General features: G+C 64.8%; 15 protein-coding genes and 1 pseudogene. 6 read left to right on the top strand and 10 right to left on the bottom strand.

The features are described 5' to 3' along the window. The first annotated feature begins 2 nt into the window (after window positions 1–2). From G6N42_RS02195 to G6N42_RS02205, 3 genes are read left to right on the top strand one after another with little or no spacing between them, the layout of a single operon-like run. The gene (locus tag G6N42_RS02195; protein WP_163725454.1) at window positions 3–1,040 is read left to right on the top strand and encodes an acyl-CoA dehydrogenase family protein; all 1,038 of its coding nucleotides are present in this window, start codon (window positions 3–5) and stop codon (window positions 1,038–1,040) included. A gap of 8 nt (window positions 1,041–1,048) precedes the next feature. Further along, complete coding sequence (locus G6N42_RS02200) at window positions 1,049–2,242, top strand: acyl-CoA dehydrogenase family protein (protein WP_163725457.1); 1,194 nt, start codon at window positions 1,049–1,051, stop codon at window positions 2,240–2,242. Between the two features lies 1 nt (window position 2,243). Then, window positions 2,244–3,254, top strand: a complete 1,011-nt coding sequence (locus G6N42_RS02205; protein WP_163725461.1) for an NAD-dependent epimerase/dehydratase family protein — start codon at window positions 2,244–2,246, stop codon at window positions 3,252–3,254. Between the two features lie 36 nt (window positions 3,255–3,290). Here the strand turns inward: G6N42_RS02205 and G6N42_RS02210 are convergent, their stop codons facing one another. The 3 genes from G6N42_RS02210 to G6N42_RS02220 are packed head-to-tail and all read right to left on the bottom strand — an operon-like array spanning window position 3,291 to window position 6,453. Continuing rightward, window positions 3,291–4,520 carry an amidohydrolase family protein gene (locus tag G6N42_RS02210; protein WP_163736842.1) on the bottom strand — a complete coding sequence of 410 codons (1,230 nt, stop codon included), beginning with the start codon at window positions 4,518–4,520 and terminating at the stop codon, window positions 3,291–3,293. 8 nt (window positions 4,521–4,528) lie between these two features. Further along, the gene (locus tag G6N42_RS02215) at window positions 4,529–5,296 is read right to left on the bottom strand and encodes an SDR family oxidoreductase (protein ID WP_163725464.1); all 768 of its coding nucleotides are present in this window, start codon (window positions 5,294–5,296) and stop codon (window positions 4,529–4,531) included. Between the two features lie 8 nt (window positions 5,297–5,304). Then, window positions 5,305–6,453, bottom strand: a complete 1,149-nt coding sequence (locus tag G6N42_RS02220; RefSeq protein ID WP_163725467.1) for a thiolase family protein — start codon at window positions 6,451–6,453, stop codon at window positions 5,305–5,307. A gap of 30 nt (window positions 6,454–6,483) precedes the next feature. Between G6N42_RS02220 and G6N42_RS02225 the strand changes: the two genes are divergently transcribed. After that, the gene (locus tag G6N42_RS02225) at window positions 6,484–8,796 is read left to right on the top strand and encodes a molybdopterin-containing oxidoreductase family protein (protein WP_174261996.1); all 2,313 of its coding nucleotides are present in this window, start codon (window positions 6,484–6,486) and stop codon (window positions 8,794–8,796) included. 119 nt (window positions 8,797–8,915) lie between these two features. Further along, window positions 8,916–9,551: a DUF2510 domain-containing protein gene (locus tag G6N42_RS31040; protein WP_197905515.1), complete on the top strand. Its 636-nt coding sequence runs from the start codon at window positions 8,916–8,918 to the stop codon at window positions 9,549–9,551. Window positions 9,552–9,569: 18 nt separating this feature from the next. On the opposite strand, the gene G6N42_RS02235 is transcribed toward G6N42_RS31040, so the two are convergent. From G6N42_RS02235 to G6N42_RS02265, 7 genes and pseudogenes are all read right to left on the bottom strand, one after another. Next, window positions 9,570–10,781: a CaiB/BaiF CoA transferase family protein gene (locus G6N42_RS02235; RefSeq protein WP_163736848.1), complete on the bottom strand. Its 1,212-nt coding sequence runs from the start codon at window positions 10,779–10,781 to the stop codon at window positions 9,570–9,572. Window positions 10,782–10,952: 171 nt separating this feature from the next. Next, window positions 10,953–11,593: pseudogene (locus tag G6N42_RS02240) on the bottom strand (TetR/AcrR family transcriptional regulator). Window positions 11,594–11,596: 3 nt separating this feature from the next. After that, entirely contained in the window at window positions 11,597–12,805 is a 1,209-nt protein-coding gene (locus tag G6N42_RS02245) for a cytochrome P450 (protein WP_163725471.1), read from the bottom strand. A 257-nt stretch (window positions 12,806–13,062) separates the two neighbouring features. After that, a complete protein-coding gene (locus G6N42_RS02250) occupies window positions 13,063–14,718 on the bottom strand; it encodes an acyl-CoA synthetase (RefSeq protein ID WP_163725473.1) in 1,656 nt (551 codons plus the stop codon). 8 nt (window positions 14,719–14,726) lie between these two features. After that, a complete protein-coding gene (locus tag G6N42_RS02255; protein WP_232076060.1) occupies window positions 14,727–15,341 on the bottom strand; it encodes a PaaI family thioesterase in 615 nt (204 codons plus the stop codon). Beyond that, complete coding sequence (locus tag G6N42_RS02260) at window positions 15,338–15,838, bottom strand: isochorismatase family protein (RefSeq protein WP_434059558.1); 501 nt, start codon at window positions 15,836–15,838, stop codon at window positions 15,338–15,340. Before G6N42_RS02260 ends, G6N42_RS02255 begins: the two co-directional genes overlap by 4 nt. Beyond that, window positions 15,799–16,797, bottom strand: coding sequence for an aromatic ring-hydroxylating oxygenase subunit alpha (locus G6N42_RS02265; RefSeq protein ID WP_163725480.1), 999 nt, complete (start codon window positions 16,795–16,797; stop codon window positions 15,799–15,801). The genes G6N42_RS02260 and G6N42_RS02265 overlap by 40 nt, the downstream gene beginning before the upstream one ends. A 292-nt stretch (window positions 16,798–17,089) precedes the next feature. Between G6N42_RS02265 and G6N42_RS02270 the strand changes: the two genes are divergently transcribed. Then, entirely contained in the window at window positions 17,090–18,022 is a 933-nt protein-coding gene (locus G6N42_RS02270) for an acyl-ACP desaturase (protein ID WP_163725483.1), read from the top strand. Window positions 18,023–18,075: the final 53 nt, after the last annotated feature.

Genomic DNA, 18,075 nt, shown 5'->3' on the forward strand with positions numbered 1-18,075 from the left:
CGATGGACCGTTACGAACTGCGAAGGCTGGACTACAGCCTGTCGGACGACCACGAGGCGATACAGTCCGCGTATCGGGAATTCTTCAAGACTCACTGCCCGATCGAAACCGTCCGCGCCGCCGAGGAATCCGGCTTCGACAAGAGTCTGTGGGAACGCCTGTGCGCCATGGGGGCAACCAGCATGGCGCTGGCCGAATCCAGCGGAGGAGACGGCGCCACACTCGTCGACCTGACCCTGGTGGCCGAGGAACTCGGCCGGGCGCTGGCTCCGGTTCCGTGGATCGATCACATCTGTGCAGCGCGCCTGCAAGCACGGCTCGGCACGGTAGAACCCGACGTGGTCAACGGTAAGCAGCTCGTTGCGCTCGATCCTCGACACGACAACGTGTCGGGTGTCCGGCTGATCCCGACCGGCTCGATCGCGGATCGCATCATCGTCCGCGACGGGGACGACGTGGTGTGCCTGACGTTCGGAACCCGACCGGCGAAGGTCGACAACATCGGCAAGATGCCAATGGCATGGGTCGATCCCAACGCGGCCGATGACCGTACCGTCCTGGGCAGTGGTCCGGAGGCGTTGACCGAATATCAACGTGCACTCGACGAATGGCGGGTGCTCACCGCTGCAGCGCTTGTCGGACTCGTCGAGGAGACGATGACCATCGCCGCCGAGTTCGCCAAGTCCCGCTACACACTCGGCGTCCCGATCTCGACGCTGCAGGGCATCTCGCATCCGCTCGCCAACATCGCCATCACGGTGCAGGGCGGACGCAACCTGGCGCGGCGGGCCGCGTGGTTCCTCGACAACGAGCCCGACGAACGTCCGGAATTGGCACCGTCGGCGTTCGTGTTCATGGCCGAAGAAGCCTCGAAGGCGGCGACGATGGCGGTTCACGTTCAAGGCGGTCTTGGTGTTTCGGCCGAAGCCGCCGCCACCGCCTATCTGGTGCGGGCCCGTGGATGGTCACTGGCCGGCGGCGATCCGGGCGTCACCGCCAAGTACGTCGCCGAAATCGTCGTGGCCCGGGAAAGCAGATAGGTACCGCCATGGATTTTTCACGGGTCGAACTCTCCGACGACGATCAGGCCTTCCTCGACGAGGTGCGTGGCTTCCTGCGCACCCACGTCACCGATGAGGTGATCCGCCGCGATCGCGAGACCGGCGACAACTTCGACGAGGGTGTGCACCTCGCCCTGGGCAAAGCGGGCTACCTCGAGAAGGAATGGAAGCCGGAATCGGAGGGCGGTTTCGATCGCCTCCGGGCCCGAATCTGGGCTCTGGAGAAGCGCCGCGCCCACGTGCCGTGGGTCACCTCGGGCACCACCGCCATGATCGCGCGCTCGGTCGAGAAGTTCGGTTCCCCCGAGCTCAAAGCCGAAGTGATGCCGCAGGTTTACAGCGGCCACGCCCGACTCTGTCTTGGATACACCGAACCCGAGGGCGGGTCCGACGTCGCGACGTGCAAGACCCGTGCGGTGCGTGACGGCAACGGGTGGGTGATCAACGGATCGAAGATGTTCACTACCGGCGCACACAACTGCCAGTACGTCTTCCTCATCACCAACACCGATCCGACGGCGCCGAAGCACAAGAGCCTGACCATGTTTCTCGTCCCGCTCGATTCGCCCGGCATCGAGATCCAGGGCGTACGTACCGTCGACGGTGACCGCACGAACATCGTCTACTACAGCGATGTGCGCGTCGACGACAAGTACCGGCTGGGAGAGGTCAACGGCGGCTGGACGGTGGTGCGTGAACCGCTCAACGTCGAACACGGTGCGGTGGAAGCCGCGAAGGACGGTCTGCAGGATGTGTCGATCATGATGCACCAGGCCGGGTTCATGGCTGCCGCAGTCGACAAGGCGGCCGCCAAGGTCGACGAGACAGGCCCCGACGGCCGCCGCCTGATCGACGACGGTTCGGTCGCATACCGACTGGGGCGAAGCGTCGCTCGAATGGAGGCGGCCCTGAGCGCGCCGAGCATCTTCGGACGCGTCGCGCTCGCCCAGACGATGCGCGACATCTCACCGGATCTGATGGACATCCTTGGCACGGCAGCGTCACTGCCGATCGGCGCCGACGGGGCGGCCGACGACGGGGCCGCCGAGTATGTCTTCCGGTTCGCCCCGCTGGTCGGCATCTACGGTGGCACTCTCGAGGTGTTCCGAAACATGATCGCGCAGTATGTGCTTGGCCTCGGTAAACCGGCATACGCACCGGTCACCAAGAAGGCGTCGTAGTATGCCGACGCCGCGTCGGGCTCTCGTCATGGGGGCGAGCGGGTTCGTCGGCTCCCATGTCACTCGCAAGCTCGTCGAGCGCGGCGACGACGTGCGGGTGTACCTCCGCAAGTCCAGCAAGACGCTGGGGATCGACGACCTCGACGTCGCACGGTGCTACGGCGACCTGTACGACGAAGCGGCCTTGCGGGCTGCGATGGCCGACCGCGACGTCGTCTACTACTGCGTGGTCGACACGCGATTCCACCTGCGCGACCCAGCACCGCTTTTCGAAACGAACGTCAACTGCCTGCAACGGGTGCTCGATATCGCCACCGAGGCCGATCTGTATCGGTTCGTGTTCTGTAGCACCATCGGCACGATCGCCCTCGGCGAAGGCCGCCCGGCGACCGAAGACGATGCGTTCAATTGGCCAGGGGTGGGCGGACCCTATATCGAGTCGCGCCGTAAGGCGGAAGATATGGTGCTGCGCTATGCCCGCGAACGGGGATTGCCTGCAATCGCGTTGAATGTGTCCAACCCGTATGGGCCGCTGGACTGGCAGCCGAATCAAGGATTGATGGTGAAACTGGCTGCCCAAGGCAAGCTTCCGGTTTTCGTCAAAGGCGTGTCCACCGAGGTCGTCGGGATCGAAGATGTCGCCGACGCGTTCCTGCTCGCCGCCGACCACGGAAGGGTGGGAGAGCGCTACATCGTCTCCGAAACATACATGCCGATGCGGGAACTGCTGACGACCGCTGCGGACGAGGTCGGTGCGCGACCGCCGCGCTTCGGCATCCCGCTCGCGGTGATGTACGCCGCGGGCTTCCTCAACGGCGCGGTGTCCCGACTGCTGCGACGTGATCCCGTCATCGATGTGACGGGCGTGCGTCTGCTACACACCACATCGCCTGCGGACCACGGCAAGGCGACGCGCGAACTCGGCTGGAAGCCGCGCCCTGCCGCGGAATCGATTCGCAAGGCGGCAAGGTTCCACATCGACCATGCCAAGGATGTAGCCCGCCGCGGCTGAGCCGGTCGGCATGCCGCGAACCGGCGAGATAGCCGGCTATGCGTTGGACAGCACGGGCGGCTCGAGCGCCGCTGGATCCGGGTTCGCGATCGGCAGTCCCATGAACCGCCGCGCGTTGTCGCCCATGAAGTCGTACGTACGCCGCTCGTCCATGCCCTCGGCGTACTTCCAGAACCCCTTCGGCTCCGCCAGTCCTTCGGGGTGCGGATAGTCGGAACCGAACAGCACCTTGTCCCAGCCGACGGTTGTCACGACGTCCGACACACACCCCTCCCAGAACGGGCTCACCCAGATGTTGCGGCGGAACACGTCGTGTGGATGCTCGGGAAAGTTCTGCGGCATCTTCTTGTAGAGGTCCTCGAAGTCGTTGAACAACGGGAAGATCCACGAGCTGCCGTTCTCGACACTGGCGATGCGCAACTTCGGGAACCGGGTCAGCGTTCCGTGACAGATGAGGGCGGCGATCATGTCGGAGATCTCCCGGTGCCCCAGCACCATCCAGCGGAATGCGCTTTGCGCCATGAAGTTCTGCGTGTAGGGCGGCTCCCATTTGGCGACGTAGTCGTCGAGTGGGGGATAGCTGGCGTGCAGGACGACTGGCAGGCCAGCGGCCTCGACATCGCGCCAGAACGGGTCGAACTCGGGTAGCGCCGGTGAACGCCAGCCGCGGATGCCGTTGACGGGGCCGGGTTTGATCAGCACGACCTTGACGTCGTTGGCGAGCAGGTACTCCAGCTCGCGCTGGGCGCCGTCGACCTCGGAGAGGTTGATGATGGGCGTCGAGAACACGCGGTTCTGGTAGTTGAACGTCCACTGCTCGAGCATCCACTGGTTGAGTGCGTGAATGACGGCCAGCGACAGCTCGGGGTCATCGGCGGTCGCGTGCTCGATGAGGCTGGCCAGCGTCGGGTAGTTCAACGCCTCGACGACACCCTGACGGTCCAGTTCGTCAACGCGGTCGACAGGGTTGCGGGTCGCGGCGGGCGCGTTGATCGCCGGCCCCTGCATTTCGCGCAGCGTGAGACCTTCGGTGTTCTCGCCCGCGAAGAACTTCTCGTGGGCACCCGGCGCAGCGACACGCTCGAACGTGGGGTTGGGGATGAAGTCGTTGACCCTGTTGTTGATCACGATCCGAGTGTGTCGACCGAACTGTGCGAATTGCACAGCGCGCGAGTACTTGTCGGGCAGGAACTTCGTCAGCGACTCAGGCGTCTCGTACATGTGCTGGTCCGCGTCGAAGATCGGCGCTCCGGTGAACTGGGTCATGGTCACTTTCACTTGGGCAGGGTCGTGGTGCCGGTTGGCGCGCCCCGCGCGATCACCATCGGCATCGACGTTGACGAATCGGTGCTCAGGATCGTGTGCACCACGTCGACGAGGTCCTCGACGGGCATCAACTTGCCGGGCATGCAGCCACGCGACACCCACAGCGGAAACGCCATTGTCGCGAGTTCCTTGTCCCAGCCGTCGGTCATGCCCGTCTGGCCGTCACCTTCGCCGCCGGAGCACTCGCCGACGACGAGACAGGTGAACCCGATGTTCGGATGCTCGGCCCGCCACGATTCGGCGAGTCGCTCGAGCGCCGACTTGCTCACGCCGTAGGCGCCGAGGCCCGGCCACGGCGGCCCGTACGTGCCCGCGTCTGAGGATAGATAGACCACCTTGCCCTTGGACTCCGCGAGGTGTGGCACCGCAGCGGCGGTGGCCAGCGCCGCACCGATCACGTTGGTGTCAAAGATGCGTCGCCACGTCTCGGCGTCGGTGTCAACGAGGCGCACCAGAGGCCCGACGGCGGGGGTGTATACGAGGTTGTCGATCCCGCCGAGTGCTTCCGCGGCGGCATCGATGGCACCCCGGACCGACGATTCGTCGGTGATGTCGCACTCTAGGGCGACGGCGTCGGACCCGGATTCCTCGGCCGCGGCTTCGAGACGCTTGACGCGCCTCGCGAGCAGCGCTACCCGCCCACCCTTCTGGGCCAGGCCCACCCCGATGCAACGACCGAGGCCGCTCGACGCCCCTATTACGACGGTTTTGGACATCTCTTGCGTCACCTCGTGAGGATTGTCGCCGCTGCGGTGCCGGGTGCCCCGTAGAGCTGGGCGAAGCCGACCTTGGGCTCGCCGGGTACCTGCCTGTCACCCGCCTCGCCACGCAGCTGTCGTACCAATTCGTGGATCTGGCGCAGGCCCGACGCGCCGATTGGTTCGCCGTTGGCGATCAGCCCGCCGTCGGTGTTGATGGGTAGCGCGCCGCCGATCTCGGTGGCGCCGTCGGCCAGCAGCTTCTCCTGATCGCCGTCGGCGCAGAATCCGCACTCGGCCATATGGATGATCTCGGCTCCGGCATCGGTGTCCTGCAGCTGGATCACGTCGACGTCCTCCGGTGCCACACCGGCCTTTTCGAATGCGGATCTGGCGGCGTAGACGGTGGGTGATACGTCCTCGGCGACCGGAGCGAACGTCGTGTTGACCTCATAGGCGCCGTACCGGCGAGTCCGCACCTCGACCGCCTTCAGGTACACGGGTTTCTCGCTGTACTTGTGCGCGATGTCGGCGCGGCACATCACCACGGCCGCTGCTCCCTCGTCGGGTGCGCAGAACATGTACTGCGTGAGGGGATAGTTCAGCATCGTCGAGTTGAGGATGTCCTCCTCGGCGATGGGCTTGCGCCGGAACGCATTCGGGTTCAGCGCGCCGTTGCGGAAGTTCTTGGCGGCGACCTTGGCCAGCGTTTCGTGCGAGATGCCGTGGTCGTGCAGATACTTGTTGGCCTTCATCCCGAAGAACTGCGTGGTGAGGTACTGGCCGTTTTCGGCGTACCAGCTCGGCATCCCCACCAGTGTCGGATCTTCGGTGAATGCGCCCCTGGGATGTTTGTCCAGACCGATCGCGATGCCGATGTCGTAGTCGCCGAGCCGGATTCCGTCGGCACAGGCCTTCGCCGCGCTCGCGGCCGTGGCGCACGCATTGAACACGTTGGTGAACGGAATGCCGGACAGTCCGACCATGCCGACGATGGCGTCGGGGTTGGCGACGGTCCAGCTGCCACCGGTGGCGGCCTGGATGTCTTTCCAGTCGACGCCGGCATCGGCGACGGCGGCGAAGATCGCGTCGACGCCCATCTTGATGGCCGACTTGCCCTCGAAGCGGCCGAACGGGTGGATCCCGACACCGATGATGGCGACGCCGTTGGTCATGTGCGAGACCTTTCCTCCCGAGTCGGGCCAATGGCCTATCCCAACTGTAACTCTTACAGTATCGTAGTCGGCGTGCCGCCGGTGATCGAACACAAGCCCACGTTCTGCCGGATATGCGAGCCGCTCTGCGGCATGGTCGCGACCGTTGAGGACGGCCGTCTCGTCGCGCTGCGGCCCGACAAGGAACATCCGCTGTCGGCGGGGTTCGCGTGCCAGAAGGGCATCGCCTTCACCGAGGTCCAGAACGACCCCGACCGTGTCACGACACCGCTGCGGCGCCGGCGGGCTGGAGCGGTGGGCCCCCCGCTTGCGTGGGGACGACCCGGGGATGACGGAAGCCCGAACGGATTCGAACCGGTCTCTTGGGACGAGGCGATGTCCGATATCGCGGCGCGGTTGTCGGCGGTTCTGCGGCGGCACGGTTCCGGCGGCGTCGGTTGGTACATGGGCAATCCCGGCGCGTTCAGCTACGCGCATACCTTCGCGGCACTGTTGTTCATCAAGGGTCTCGGACGGCACGGTCACTACTTCACCGCGTCGTCGCAGGACACCAACAGCAGATTGATCGCGAGCCAGTTGCTCTACGGCGTGCCGACGTCGGTCCCGATCCCCGATCTGACACGTACCGAACTCTTGGTGATGATGGGCGCCAATCCGGTTGTCTCCCACGGTAGTTTCCTGACCGCGCCCAGGATCAAAGACCGCATGCACGACATCGTCAAGCGCGGCGGCCGGGTCGTGGTCGTCGACCCGCGCCGTACCGAGACCGCCGTCGCCTTCGAATGGCTCGGCATCGTTCCCGACTCGGACTCCTTTCTGCTGCTGTCGTTGCTGCAGGTGATGTTCTCCGAGCACCTCGTCGACGTGGCCAGGGTGAGTCGGGACGCCGACGGCGTCGACTGGCTGCGATCGCTGAGCGCACCGTTCACGCCGGAGGCGACGGCCGCCCACACCGGTATCGATGCTGCGAGCGTCAAGGCGCTCGCCCGCGACCTCGTGCGGACGCCGCGCGCCGCGATCTACGGAAGACTCGGTACCTGCGTGGGCCGTTACGGCACGCTCACCACCTACCTGATCGATGCGGTCAACCTGGTCGCGGGAAATCTCGACGCGCCGGGCGGGTCGGTGTTCAGCTCGATGCAGACGGTGGGCCAGAGGTGGCAGAACACGTTGATGGGCGCCGTGATGCGACGGTCCCGACGCCGGAAACGCTCGCCCGTCAGCGGGATTCGCAGTGCGATTGGTTCCGAGCCGGCCGCGCTGATGGCCAAGGAGATCATGACGCCGGGCGACCGCCAGATCAAGGCGATGTTCGTGTCGGCGGGCAACCCTGTGCTGTCGGTGCCGAACGGCGATGAACTCGAGGCCGCGTTCGAAACACTGGAACTGTCGGTGGCGCTGGATTTCTATATCACCGAGACCACTGCGCGATGCGACTACATCCTTCCCGTCACCACCATGTACGAGCGTGACGACTTCCCCTACACCTTCCAGGCCTTTCAGGCCACGCCGTTCCGCCAGGCCACCGAGGCCGTGGTCGCACCCGCGGGTGAGTCGCGCCCGGAATGGGACATCGTCGACGACCTCGCACGTCGACTGGGGAGACAGGTACCGGCATTCGCGGCCTTCGGAGTTGCGCGGAAGGCGTTGAGTGCCTTAGGGACCGACCTCACGCCGCGACTCATGATGGATGCGCTTGTGCGAATGTCGGAGGGTGGTGACCGCTTCGGCCTGCGCCGTGGTGGGCTGACGTTGCGCAGGTTGACCGAACGGCACCCGCACGGCGTGGTGGTGGCCCCGCACATCCGCACCGGAGTGTTGCGCGACGCGGTCGGCTATCTGTCCAGACGCGTCCGGTTGGTCCATTCCGATATCGCCGACGAGGTCGCCAAGCTGACGCGCAGCGAGCATCCGCCGGGCTACCCGCTGCGAATGATCGGCATGCGAGAGCCACGCTCGGAGAACTCGTGGATGCACAACTCGCCGTTGTTGATGCGCGGCGAGCGTCGCCATCATGCGCTGATCCATGTCGACGACGCGGCGGAGCTGCAGATCGCGGACGGCGATGTCGTGCAGATCAGCTCGCCCTACGGCCAGATCACCGTGCCGGTCACCGCGACGAAGGACCTCATGGCCGGCGTCGTCGCCATTCCGCACGGCTGGGGTCACAAGGGCACCGGCGGCTGGCAGCTGGCCAACCGCGCCGGCGGGGCGAACGTGAACCGGTTGACTTCGAGTGAGCCCGAAGACGTCGAGTCGATGTCCGGAATGGCCTGGCTGACAGGCATACCCGTGCGCATCGAGCGCATTGACGCTGCGTCCACGGCTAAGCAAAGCGAGTGAGGACGTGCTCGGCGGCGCTGACGCGGACTCAACGTTGTCGTGAAACCGGCATATCACGGTCGATGGCGTCGTAACTTGAACCCCTGGGGGTTGAACAGCAGGGGCGAGGGGGCGTCGCTATGGCGATCACATCTGAACAAATCGAACTGGTTGCGCGTCGGGTGACTGACGCGCACCTGAAACCGCCCAACAAGGCCAGTCGCGACGTAGACGACCGAATGGCGCGAGAAGCAGCCGCTCCCGCGGTGTACCAGGCCAGCCGTGAGTTGATGGGCGCCATCGCGCACCATGTCGCCACCGACGAGGCGCTCGTCGACGTGAAGCACGCATCCGGTTACTCCACTGTGGGATTCAGAGGGACCAAAGCCAAGGTGCGCCTGCTTGCCGCAACCAACCGCCGGGTCTGGTTCAGCCGGTATGAGGACGGAACCGTTCAGGATTTGCAGGCCGTCGAATACCCGACCATGAACATCGAAAAGAAGCGAATATCTATTGGGTGGCCGAAGCTGGAGGGTACGACCATCGCGTGCGGTGGATCGACCGCAGAGTGGCTGACGGAATTGAAGTCGGGTCGTCACCAGCCGGCACCTTGGCTGCAGCCGGCAGCCTCATCGCAAGCGTCCCAAGGCGGGCCCGCCCCGAACTGGTACCCAGATCCGTATGGGCGTCACCAGCTGCGGTACTGGGACGGCGCCCGCTGGACCCCTCATGTCTCTACGAACGGGGTCAGCGCGCAGGACCCCGTCAGCCAATAGTCGAAGCCCTCCGACGATTCAGGCGATGGCGCCGGAGTCCTTGAGCGCCTCGATGCGGTCCCAGTCCAGCCCAAGTTCCATCAACACGATCTCGGTGTGCTCCGAGGCCTGCGGGGCGCGCGTCGTCTCCAGCGGCTCGTGGTTGAACTGCACGGGACCGCGCACGACCTTGAACGGAGCGCCGCCGTCGCTGGCTTCCACCTCGACGATCATGTCGTTGGCGATCGCCTGCTCATCGGAGGCGAGGTCGATGAGGCTCTGGAACGGCGCCCACTGGCCCTTCATGGTCTTGAGATGCTCACGCCAGTATGCGAAGGGCTTGCTGCGGATCGCCTCGGCGATGAGTTGTACACCCGCTTCGGCGTTTTGGATCAGTGGCATGACGTCGCAGAAGCGTGGATCGTCCGCCAGCTCGGGCAGTCCGAGATGCTCGAACGCATCCCGGATGTATCCGGTTGGGCTGACGATGCATAGGTTGATCGTGCCGCCGTCAGACGTCAGGTAGTTCGCCATGAAGGGGTTGACCGACGCTGTGGTTCCCGGCATCAGCGAGCGCATCGTCTCGCCGGTTTCCATACCCTGGGTGACGCTGGCGCCGGCGGCCCACCACGCGGTGCTCAGCAACGACACGTCGAGTTCGACGGCTTCGCCTGTGCGCTCCCGATGGAACAGCGCCGCGGAGATGCCGCCCGCGATGTTCATTCCGCCGATGGAATCGCCGAACGCCGGAATGCCCTGTGGCAGTGCGCCGCCGATCTCCTCGGGTGTCAGGGCATGGCCCACACCGCTACGTGTCCAGAACGCGGTTCCGTCGAAACCGCCGGTATCGCGTTCGACTCCCTTGTCTCCGTACGCGCTGCCGCGCGCGTAGATGATGTTCGGGTTGGCGGCGCGGATGTGCTCGATGTCGAACTTGTTCTTCTGCCGTTGGGCGGGCATGTAATTGGTGAGGAAGACGTCCGCGGTCTTGGCGATCTCGTACAGGACTTCCTGACCGCCGGGAGTGGAGACGTCGATGCCGACGCTGCGCTTGCCGCGGTTGGGATGCTCGATCAGGGGATGGCGGTTGGGGTCGAGCTGGAACCCGCCCATGTTGATGAAGCCGCGCTGGGTGTCACCGCGCACCGGGTGCTCGACTTTGATCACGTCCGCGCCCCAGTCGGCGAGGATCGCCCCGGCGGCGGGAACGAACGTGAACTGCGCAACCTCGAGAACGCGAACGCCCTCCATTACCTTGATCAAGTCGACCTCTCTGCCCACACGTCGTCGTATTTACCTACTGTAGTGGTTACAGTTGAGCGTCCGGCGTGTTCTGATGGTGCGAGGCGGCAGGGTGGACACCACCGACGATGCGGTAGACCCTGACGTTTCCCACCCGCGCCGACGCCGAGCAATCGCTGATCAGGAGGCGTCGATCAGCGTTTGCGCGTGGTCGAGAATGCTCTCGAGGATGTAGTCGAGTCGATGTCGTCGGCGAAGCCGATGTAGCGCTTGCCGTTCGAGCGCGGAGCGGGGAAGCCCTCGGTCTTGTCCTGGATGCGCTCCAGCACCGCCGACCCGCGAGTGTGGACGGAGATCGCGCCGTAAACGGCGATGGCCTGGCTCGCGTCGAGTCCCGCCTCGATCAGCGCTCCGACGGGCTGCTCGATCTTCTGCAGTGCTCCACGTACGGCGCTGCCACCGAACTGGCTGCGAATGAGCACCAGGTCGCACAGGATCGGATTGTCGCGGAAGTGCTTGCGCATCGTATGTGCGTGGTCGCGAAGCGACGCACGCCAGTTGGAGGCGTCGATGGTCGGCACGGTGAACTCGAACCGCTCCAGCGCGCAATCTGTCATCGCGTCGAGTAGATCGTCCTTGCGCCGGAAGTACCAGTAGATGCTCGTGACCCCGACGTCCAGATGCTTGGCCAGCATCGGCATGCTGAGGTTGTCGATCGACACCAGCGCGGCTACGTCAAAGGCTCCCTGCAGGATCTCGTCGGCACTGATCGAGCCGCGGTCCCGTCGCTTGCGAGTGTCTGCCTTCGCATTCGCGCCCACAACTCAACCAGCGGAGTTGAACGTGACGGGGAGGGCGGTCGGGGAGCGGAAGGGCTGCCCGTGAATGGTGGGGTTGTCGTCGGTGACCAGGTGAATGTCGGTCAGTCGATCGAGTAGGCATTCGACGGCGACGCGGGTCTCCATGCGGGCCAGATGCAGACCCATGCAGGTGTGTTCGCCGGCCGCAAACGATATGTGCGGCACGCGTTTGCGGTGAATGTCGAACTCCTCCGACCGTTCCCAGCGGTGCTCGTCGCGGTTCGCCGATCCGATGCACACGTCGATCACCGCGCCGTGTGGAATGGTGACGCCCTCGAGCTCGGTCTCCTCGGTGGCGTAGCGCTGCACCGTGGTGAGCGGCGTCTCGTAGCGCAACCCCTCCTCGATCGCGGGCCCGATGAGATCGCGGTCGGCCTGCACCGCGCGGAACTGCTCGGGATGGGTCAGCAGGAGGAACAGCAGGTTGCCCGACGACCGGTAGGTGGTCTCGAGCCCGGCGGGCAGTAGCAGACGCAGGAAGGAATAGATGGCTTCGTCGGTGAGCTTTTCGCCGTCGATCTCGGCGGTCACCAGGTCGCCGATGATGTCCGGCGTCGGCTTGCGCCTGCGCAACTCGATCTGTTGCAGGAAATAGTCTTTCAGCGCTGTCGACGCTTCGAAGGCCCGCTTCCACTTGACGGTGTAGCTGATCAGTTCGACAGCGCGCTTGCGGAACCAGGGCAAGTCTTCTTCGGGAAGCCCCAACAGCTTCGAGATCACCCGGGTGGGGAACTCGAGGGTGAATTGCTTGACCAGGTCGGCGTGTCCGACATCGATGAACTCGTCGATCAACCCCTCGACGACCGGGCGGACGATCTCGGGTTCCCACCGCGACAGCGATCTCGTCTTGAAGGCTGCCGAGACCAGATTCCGGTGCTCCCAGTGCTTCTTGCCTTCCATCGCGAGGATCGTCGGCCCGATGAACAGGCCGATGGTGCTGTCGTAGATGTGCGAATTGAAGACCTTGCTGTCCCGGAACACCCGGTTGACCGCATCGAAAGACACTGCGGCATAGATGTTTTCGGGGAGCATCGACTCCGGCGTCTTGGACCAATCCATGACGCTGCCCTTGAAGACACCGAACTCCTGCCGCCGCCGCGCGAACAGGGGATACGGGTCACGGACGAGGTCAGCCGCCTCCTCGACCGTGACGTTGTGCACTGAGCTCTCCACGAATGCTCCAGCATCTCCGGGTTCGGGCTTGGTCCTGCGAACAGTACTGTAAATCTTACAGTAGACTATATCAGCTGGACAGGAGGCCCGGCTGTCACCGAAGTGACGAACCCGCCGTCGACGTGAATGTCCTGGCCTGCCGGGCAGCCCCGCCGTTCAGCGCATCGATGCGGGCAGGTTCACGCCTCGCCTTGCGGATCGCGCGCAACCGTACGAGCCGTCGACTACGGTGCCGATGATTCGCTGGCAAGCGTCGCTCATGCGCTCCCGCTGATTGCCTGCTCGCGGGCCCACCGGTAGTCGGCCTTGCCTGCTGGACTGCGCTCGATGACGGGCCGGAACACCACCGCCTTCGGCAGCTTGTAGCGCGCAATGGAATTCGAGGCATGGTCGATCAGTTCCTGGGCGTCAGCGCTGGCGCCGTCCAGCAGAGCCACGATCGCGACGACCTCCTGGCCCCACCGCTCGCTCGGCCGGCCTGAGACCACGACGTCGGCCACCGCGGGGTGCGATAGCAGCGCGGTCTCGACCTCTTCGACGAAGATCTTCTCGCCACCGGAGTTGACGGTCTGGGACTCGCGGCCCAGTAGTTCGATCCCACCGTCGGCGAGATGGCGTGCGCGATCACCGGGAATCGAGAACCGGACGCCGTCGATGACGGGGAATGTCTTGGCGGTCTTGGCCTCATCGCCCTTGTAACCCAGCGGCACAAACCCGCGCTGGGCCAGCCAGCCCATGCCGTCATGGCCCGGTTCCAGAATCGAGTCGAGTTCCTCGGATGCGACGAAGGTGTCCGGCCCCGCGTTGAACTTGCCCGTCGACACCGCACCGGGAGTGGACATATGACTCATCTGGATGCCGGTCTCCGAGGATCCGACACCGTCCATGACGATCAGGCCCGGCTTGACGTCGATCAGCCGCTGTTTGGCGGTCGGCGTCAGCAGCGCACCGCCGTTCGCGACCACGGCCATCGACGACAAATCAGCCGACGAACGTTCGATGGCGTCGGCGAGTGGCCGTGCCATCGCGTCGCCGACCACCTGCACCGCCAACACCTCTTCCTTCTCGACGGTCTGCACGACCTCATCGGCGTCGAACCGGCTCGGGTTGTCCGAGAACACGACCGTTTGCCCGGTGGTGAGCGCGGTCATCACACTCCACTGCGCGGCGCCGTGCATCAGCGGCGGGAGCGTGAAGATCTTTGTGCCCGGGTTCTCCTGGACGCGTTTGGCGATCTCGTCGTAGGACTGGGTCAGCTCGCCGGTCGCCATGTTGCGACCGCCGAACGACGTCATGAAGATGTCGTGCTGACGCCACAGCACGCCCTTGGGCATTCCGGTCGTACCGCCGGTGTACAGGACGTAGAGATCGTCCGGGGAGGGCTCGACCGGCGGCGGCTCCGACGAGCCCGACCTGACGATCGACTCGTAATCGACCGCGCCGTGGACCAGGTCGTTGCCCGAGTCGTCGGCGATCTGGATGAGGACGCGCAAGCGCGGCAGCGCACGCTTGACGTCAGCGACGCGTGGCGCGAACGTCGCGTGGTAGATCAGCGCGGTCGCACCGGAATCTTGGAGCAGGTACTGAAGCTCGGTCTTCACGTAGCGATAGTTCACATTGAACGGCGCGACCCTGGCCCGCCATGAACCGAGCATCGCCTCGACGTACTCGGGTCCGTTGTAGGCGTAGATGCCCAGGAGGTCCTGGCCCACCTCGTGCCCGGCGAGCTCGGACCGTTCGGTCTTGGCTCCCAGTCCGCGGGAGTGCAAATACCTGGCAAGCCGGTTGGACCGTTCCAGGATCTGGGCGTATGTATACCGGCGGTTGCCGTGGACGACGAATTCGCGGTCACCGATCACCGCGGCGACGGCGTCGGCGGTGGCCGGGACGGTGAACTGCGGCGTGTCGGACATCATGCCTCTCATGGCTGGTGGGGGAGCAGGCGGAGCATCAGGCCGTTGGCTTCGCTGAGGACATTGCCGTCAGAGTCTGTCATCGTCGCGGTGACGAAGGCCTTCCGCCCATCGATCGAATCTATCCGACCGTGAGAAACGAGTGGTTGGTCTATCGGCGTGATCTTGCGGTAGTCGACGTGCAAATACGCGGTGCGACTGTTGGCGCGGCTGGCCGCGGAAACGATCATCCCGAAATGCCAGTCGTAGAACAGCGGTATCACGCCACCGTGCACGGCGTTGTTGCCGCCGACATGGAAGCGGCTGAAGTGGCCCGTCATCACCACACCGTCGGGCCCGAACTCCGTCATCGTCCATGGCGGCATTAGGGGATGCCCGAGACCCGGCAAGTGAGGTCCGCGCCCGGCAGGGGCGACACCCTGCGGTGCGCGGTGGACTTCCAGGCGCGTGCACAGTTCTTCGATCTGGCCGGCGGCGTCGGCCCACAGTTCCTGGTCCGGATCGGTCGACACGACGATGTCCTGCAGTCTCCGCATGGCGGTCATGAAACGGCCCAACTCGGGGCCGGTGTCGACGGGTTCGATCTCGGGGAAGGCCGTGCTCTGGTGGTCGGTGTCTGTCACGGCTGCTTCCATACCTCGATGAGTTTGTCGGTGGTGGTGATGGTCGCGAGCAGGGACAGCATGTTGTCGATGACCGTGTTCGCGTAGTCGGTGGGGATACCGGCGACTGCGTTGCGTGGCAGGACGACGCGATAGGCCTTGTTCACCGCGTCGAGGTTGGTGCCGCCCATCGGACCGATACCGCGCCACCGGCGCAACACGAGATCGGTTGATGCCGGGCCGAGTTCGGGCAACAGCTCGGCACCCGGCGCGCCCGGGGTGATGGCGATTTCGCCGCCCGAGCCGTCGCCGATCGCGAAGATCTTCGCGTTGTGATTGCCGCCGAGACCGTCGGGTCGGCGTTGCACGAGACAGTGCATGACCTTGACACCGGCGTCCCGCGCGGCCGGCATCATACGTTCGATGTTCGGCAGGGCCTCACGACGGGCTTCGTCTGCAACGGCGGCCAGACCAATTCTCATACAGATGCGGGAACCTCGTAAAACTGCTGCGCCCACTTCCTCAGCGCCATATAGGGTTTGGCGTCGATTTTCGCCAGCGGCGGGTTCTCGATGTACTCCTGGTATCGCCAGATGTCGAGGTCCTCCCAGACCGTGCCGAGGAACTGCTTCTCGACGCGCTCGCGCACCTCGTCGGGCGGGATGTCGGAGGTCTCACCGTTCAGCTTGGGCCACCAGACCGAGTAGAACATCGTCGACAGCCCGTCCTCCACGGGGGTCACCGCGAAGATCAGACGATGATTCGACTGTCCCTCGAACACGCTGATCGCGCCTCCGAGCCCGAACATATGGCTGTGGATGTGCAGCGCCATCTTGTTCGGGTCGTCGCTGCGGGCATCCGGCCAGCCGGTGAGGAACTGCCACTGCTCGTCGACGATCTTCCACTCCAGGTTCACCGGTGTCACCGTCGCGCCGTGCACGTAATGGAAGTGCGAGCTGTCCGGACCGTTCTCGGCCACGATCTGCGGGTGCACCGGCTCGTTCTCGGCACGGCGTGAAAACTCCGGGTACGGGCGGTAATACGCCGACGGGTCGGTCTCGAACTGCGGGAACGAGGTGAAGATGTCGGGCATCTCCCACTGCGGCTCCTTGCCCTGAGGCTGATGCCAGACGAAGACGCAGCCGTGCTGCTCGTTGACGGGGTACACGCGAAGCTTGAGTGCGCGGTTGGGTCGGTCGGGTTGGTACGGGATATAGCGGTTGGTCCCGTCGGGACCCCATCGCCAGCCATGAAACGGGCACTCCACGCAGTCGCCGACCACCTTGCCGCCGTGTCCGATGTGCGCGCCGAGGTGCCTGCAGTGCGCCTGCATCACATGGAGTTCGCCGGAGTCGTCGCGATATGCGACGAGATCCTCGCCGAAGTATCGGAGGGGACGGACCTCGCCCCGCGGAAATTCGGCCGACCAGCCCACCATGAACCAGCCGGTGACCTTCCAGGTGAACGGGACCTTCACGGCGCCTCCTCTGCCGGCAAAGCGTAGCCAACGGAAGATATTACAGTAGAGGTTTCGACAGTTCGCGGCGTGGAAGTGCGCGGGGGTCGTACGCCGTGTGTAACGGCATGGCGAGATTTCGGTCCTGGTCGCGCCGCGTGGTTACACGCGGCGCGAAACAAGCTGTCGGCTAGGGGCTTTGAACCCATACCGCGTTGGCTGGGCATCAGGAGTTCTAGCCGATGCCCGCACTTGCATTTCCGTCGACCTACGGTAGCGTAGGTTACGCAGCCGTAGGTATTGGAGAGCCTTGATGACGACAACCCAGAGTGCACTTCTCACCGAGCTGGAACCAGTGGTGGAGAGCAACCTGAACCGCCACCTGTCCTTGGCGAAGCCATGGAATCCACACGACTACGTGCCGTGGAGCCGCGGTCGTGACTTCGCATTTCTGGGTGGAGAGGACTGGGTCCCGGAGGATTCGCCTCTCGACGACGTCGCCAAGGCGGCCATGGTCGTCAATCTGCTCACCGAGGACAACCTGCCGTCCTATCACCGCGAGATCGCGGTGCGCTTCGGGCCCGACGGGCCGTGGGGCCAGTGGGTAGGCCAGTGGACCGCCGAGGAGGCGCGGCACAGCATCGCTATCCGCGACTACCTCATCGTCACCCGCGGCGTCGATCCGGTGGCGCTCGAGGAAGGCCGCATGATCCACATGAAGGCCGGTTACGACTCGGGTGACAAGTCGATGCTGGAGGCCTTGGCCTACGTGTCGTTCCAGGAACTCGCGACGCGGATCAGCCATCGCAACACTGGCAAGGCGTCGGGGTGCCCTCTGGCAGAACAACTCCTGACACGAGTGGCCACCGACGAGAACCTGCACATGGTCTTCTACCGAAACCTGGTCGACGCTGCCTTCGACATCGCGCCCAACGAGACGATGAAGGCGATCGCGCACGAGGTCATCCACTTCCAGATGCCCGGCAGCACCATGCCCGGATTCGCGGACAACGCTTTGGTGATCGCCAAGGCGGGCATCTATGACCTGCGTTCACATCTGGACGACGTCGTCCGGCCCGTCTTGCGGTTCTGGCGCGTGTTCGAACGCGACGATGTCGACGGCGAAGGGGCGCGTGCGCGCGACGAGATGGCGGCCTTCCTTGACCTCGTCGAGGACAAGGCGAGTCACTACGAGCGGCGACGCCAGGAGCGACTCGCGGGCGCAGGAGCGCCTGCCGGCGGCTGACCTCCTGCGCCAGTCGGCAGCAATCTGGGTCACCGACGCTGCTCACGCCTGAT

This window comes from Mycobacterium gallinarum, from assembly GCF_010726765.1.
GTDB lineage: Bacteria > Actinomycetota > Actinomycetes > Mycobacteriales > Mycobacteriaceae > Mycobacterium > Mycobacterium gallinarum.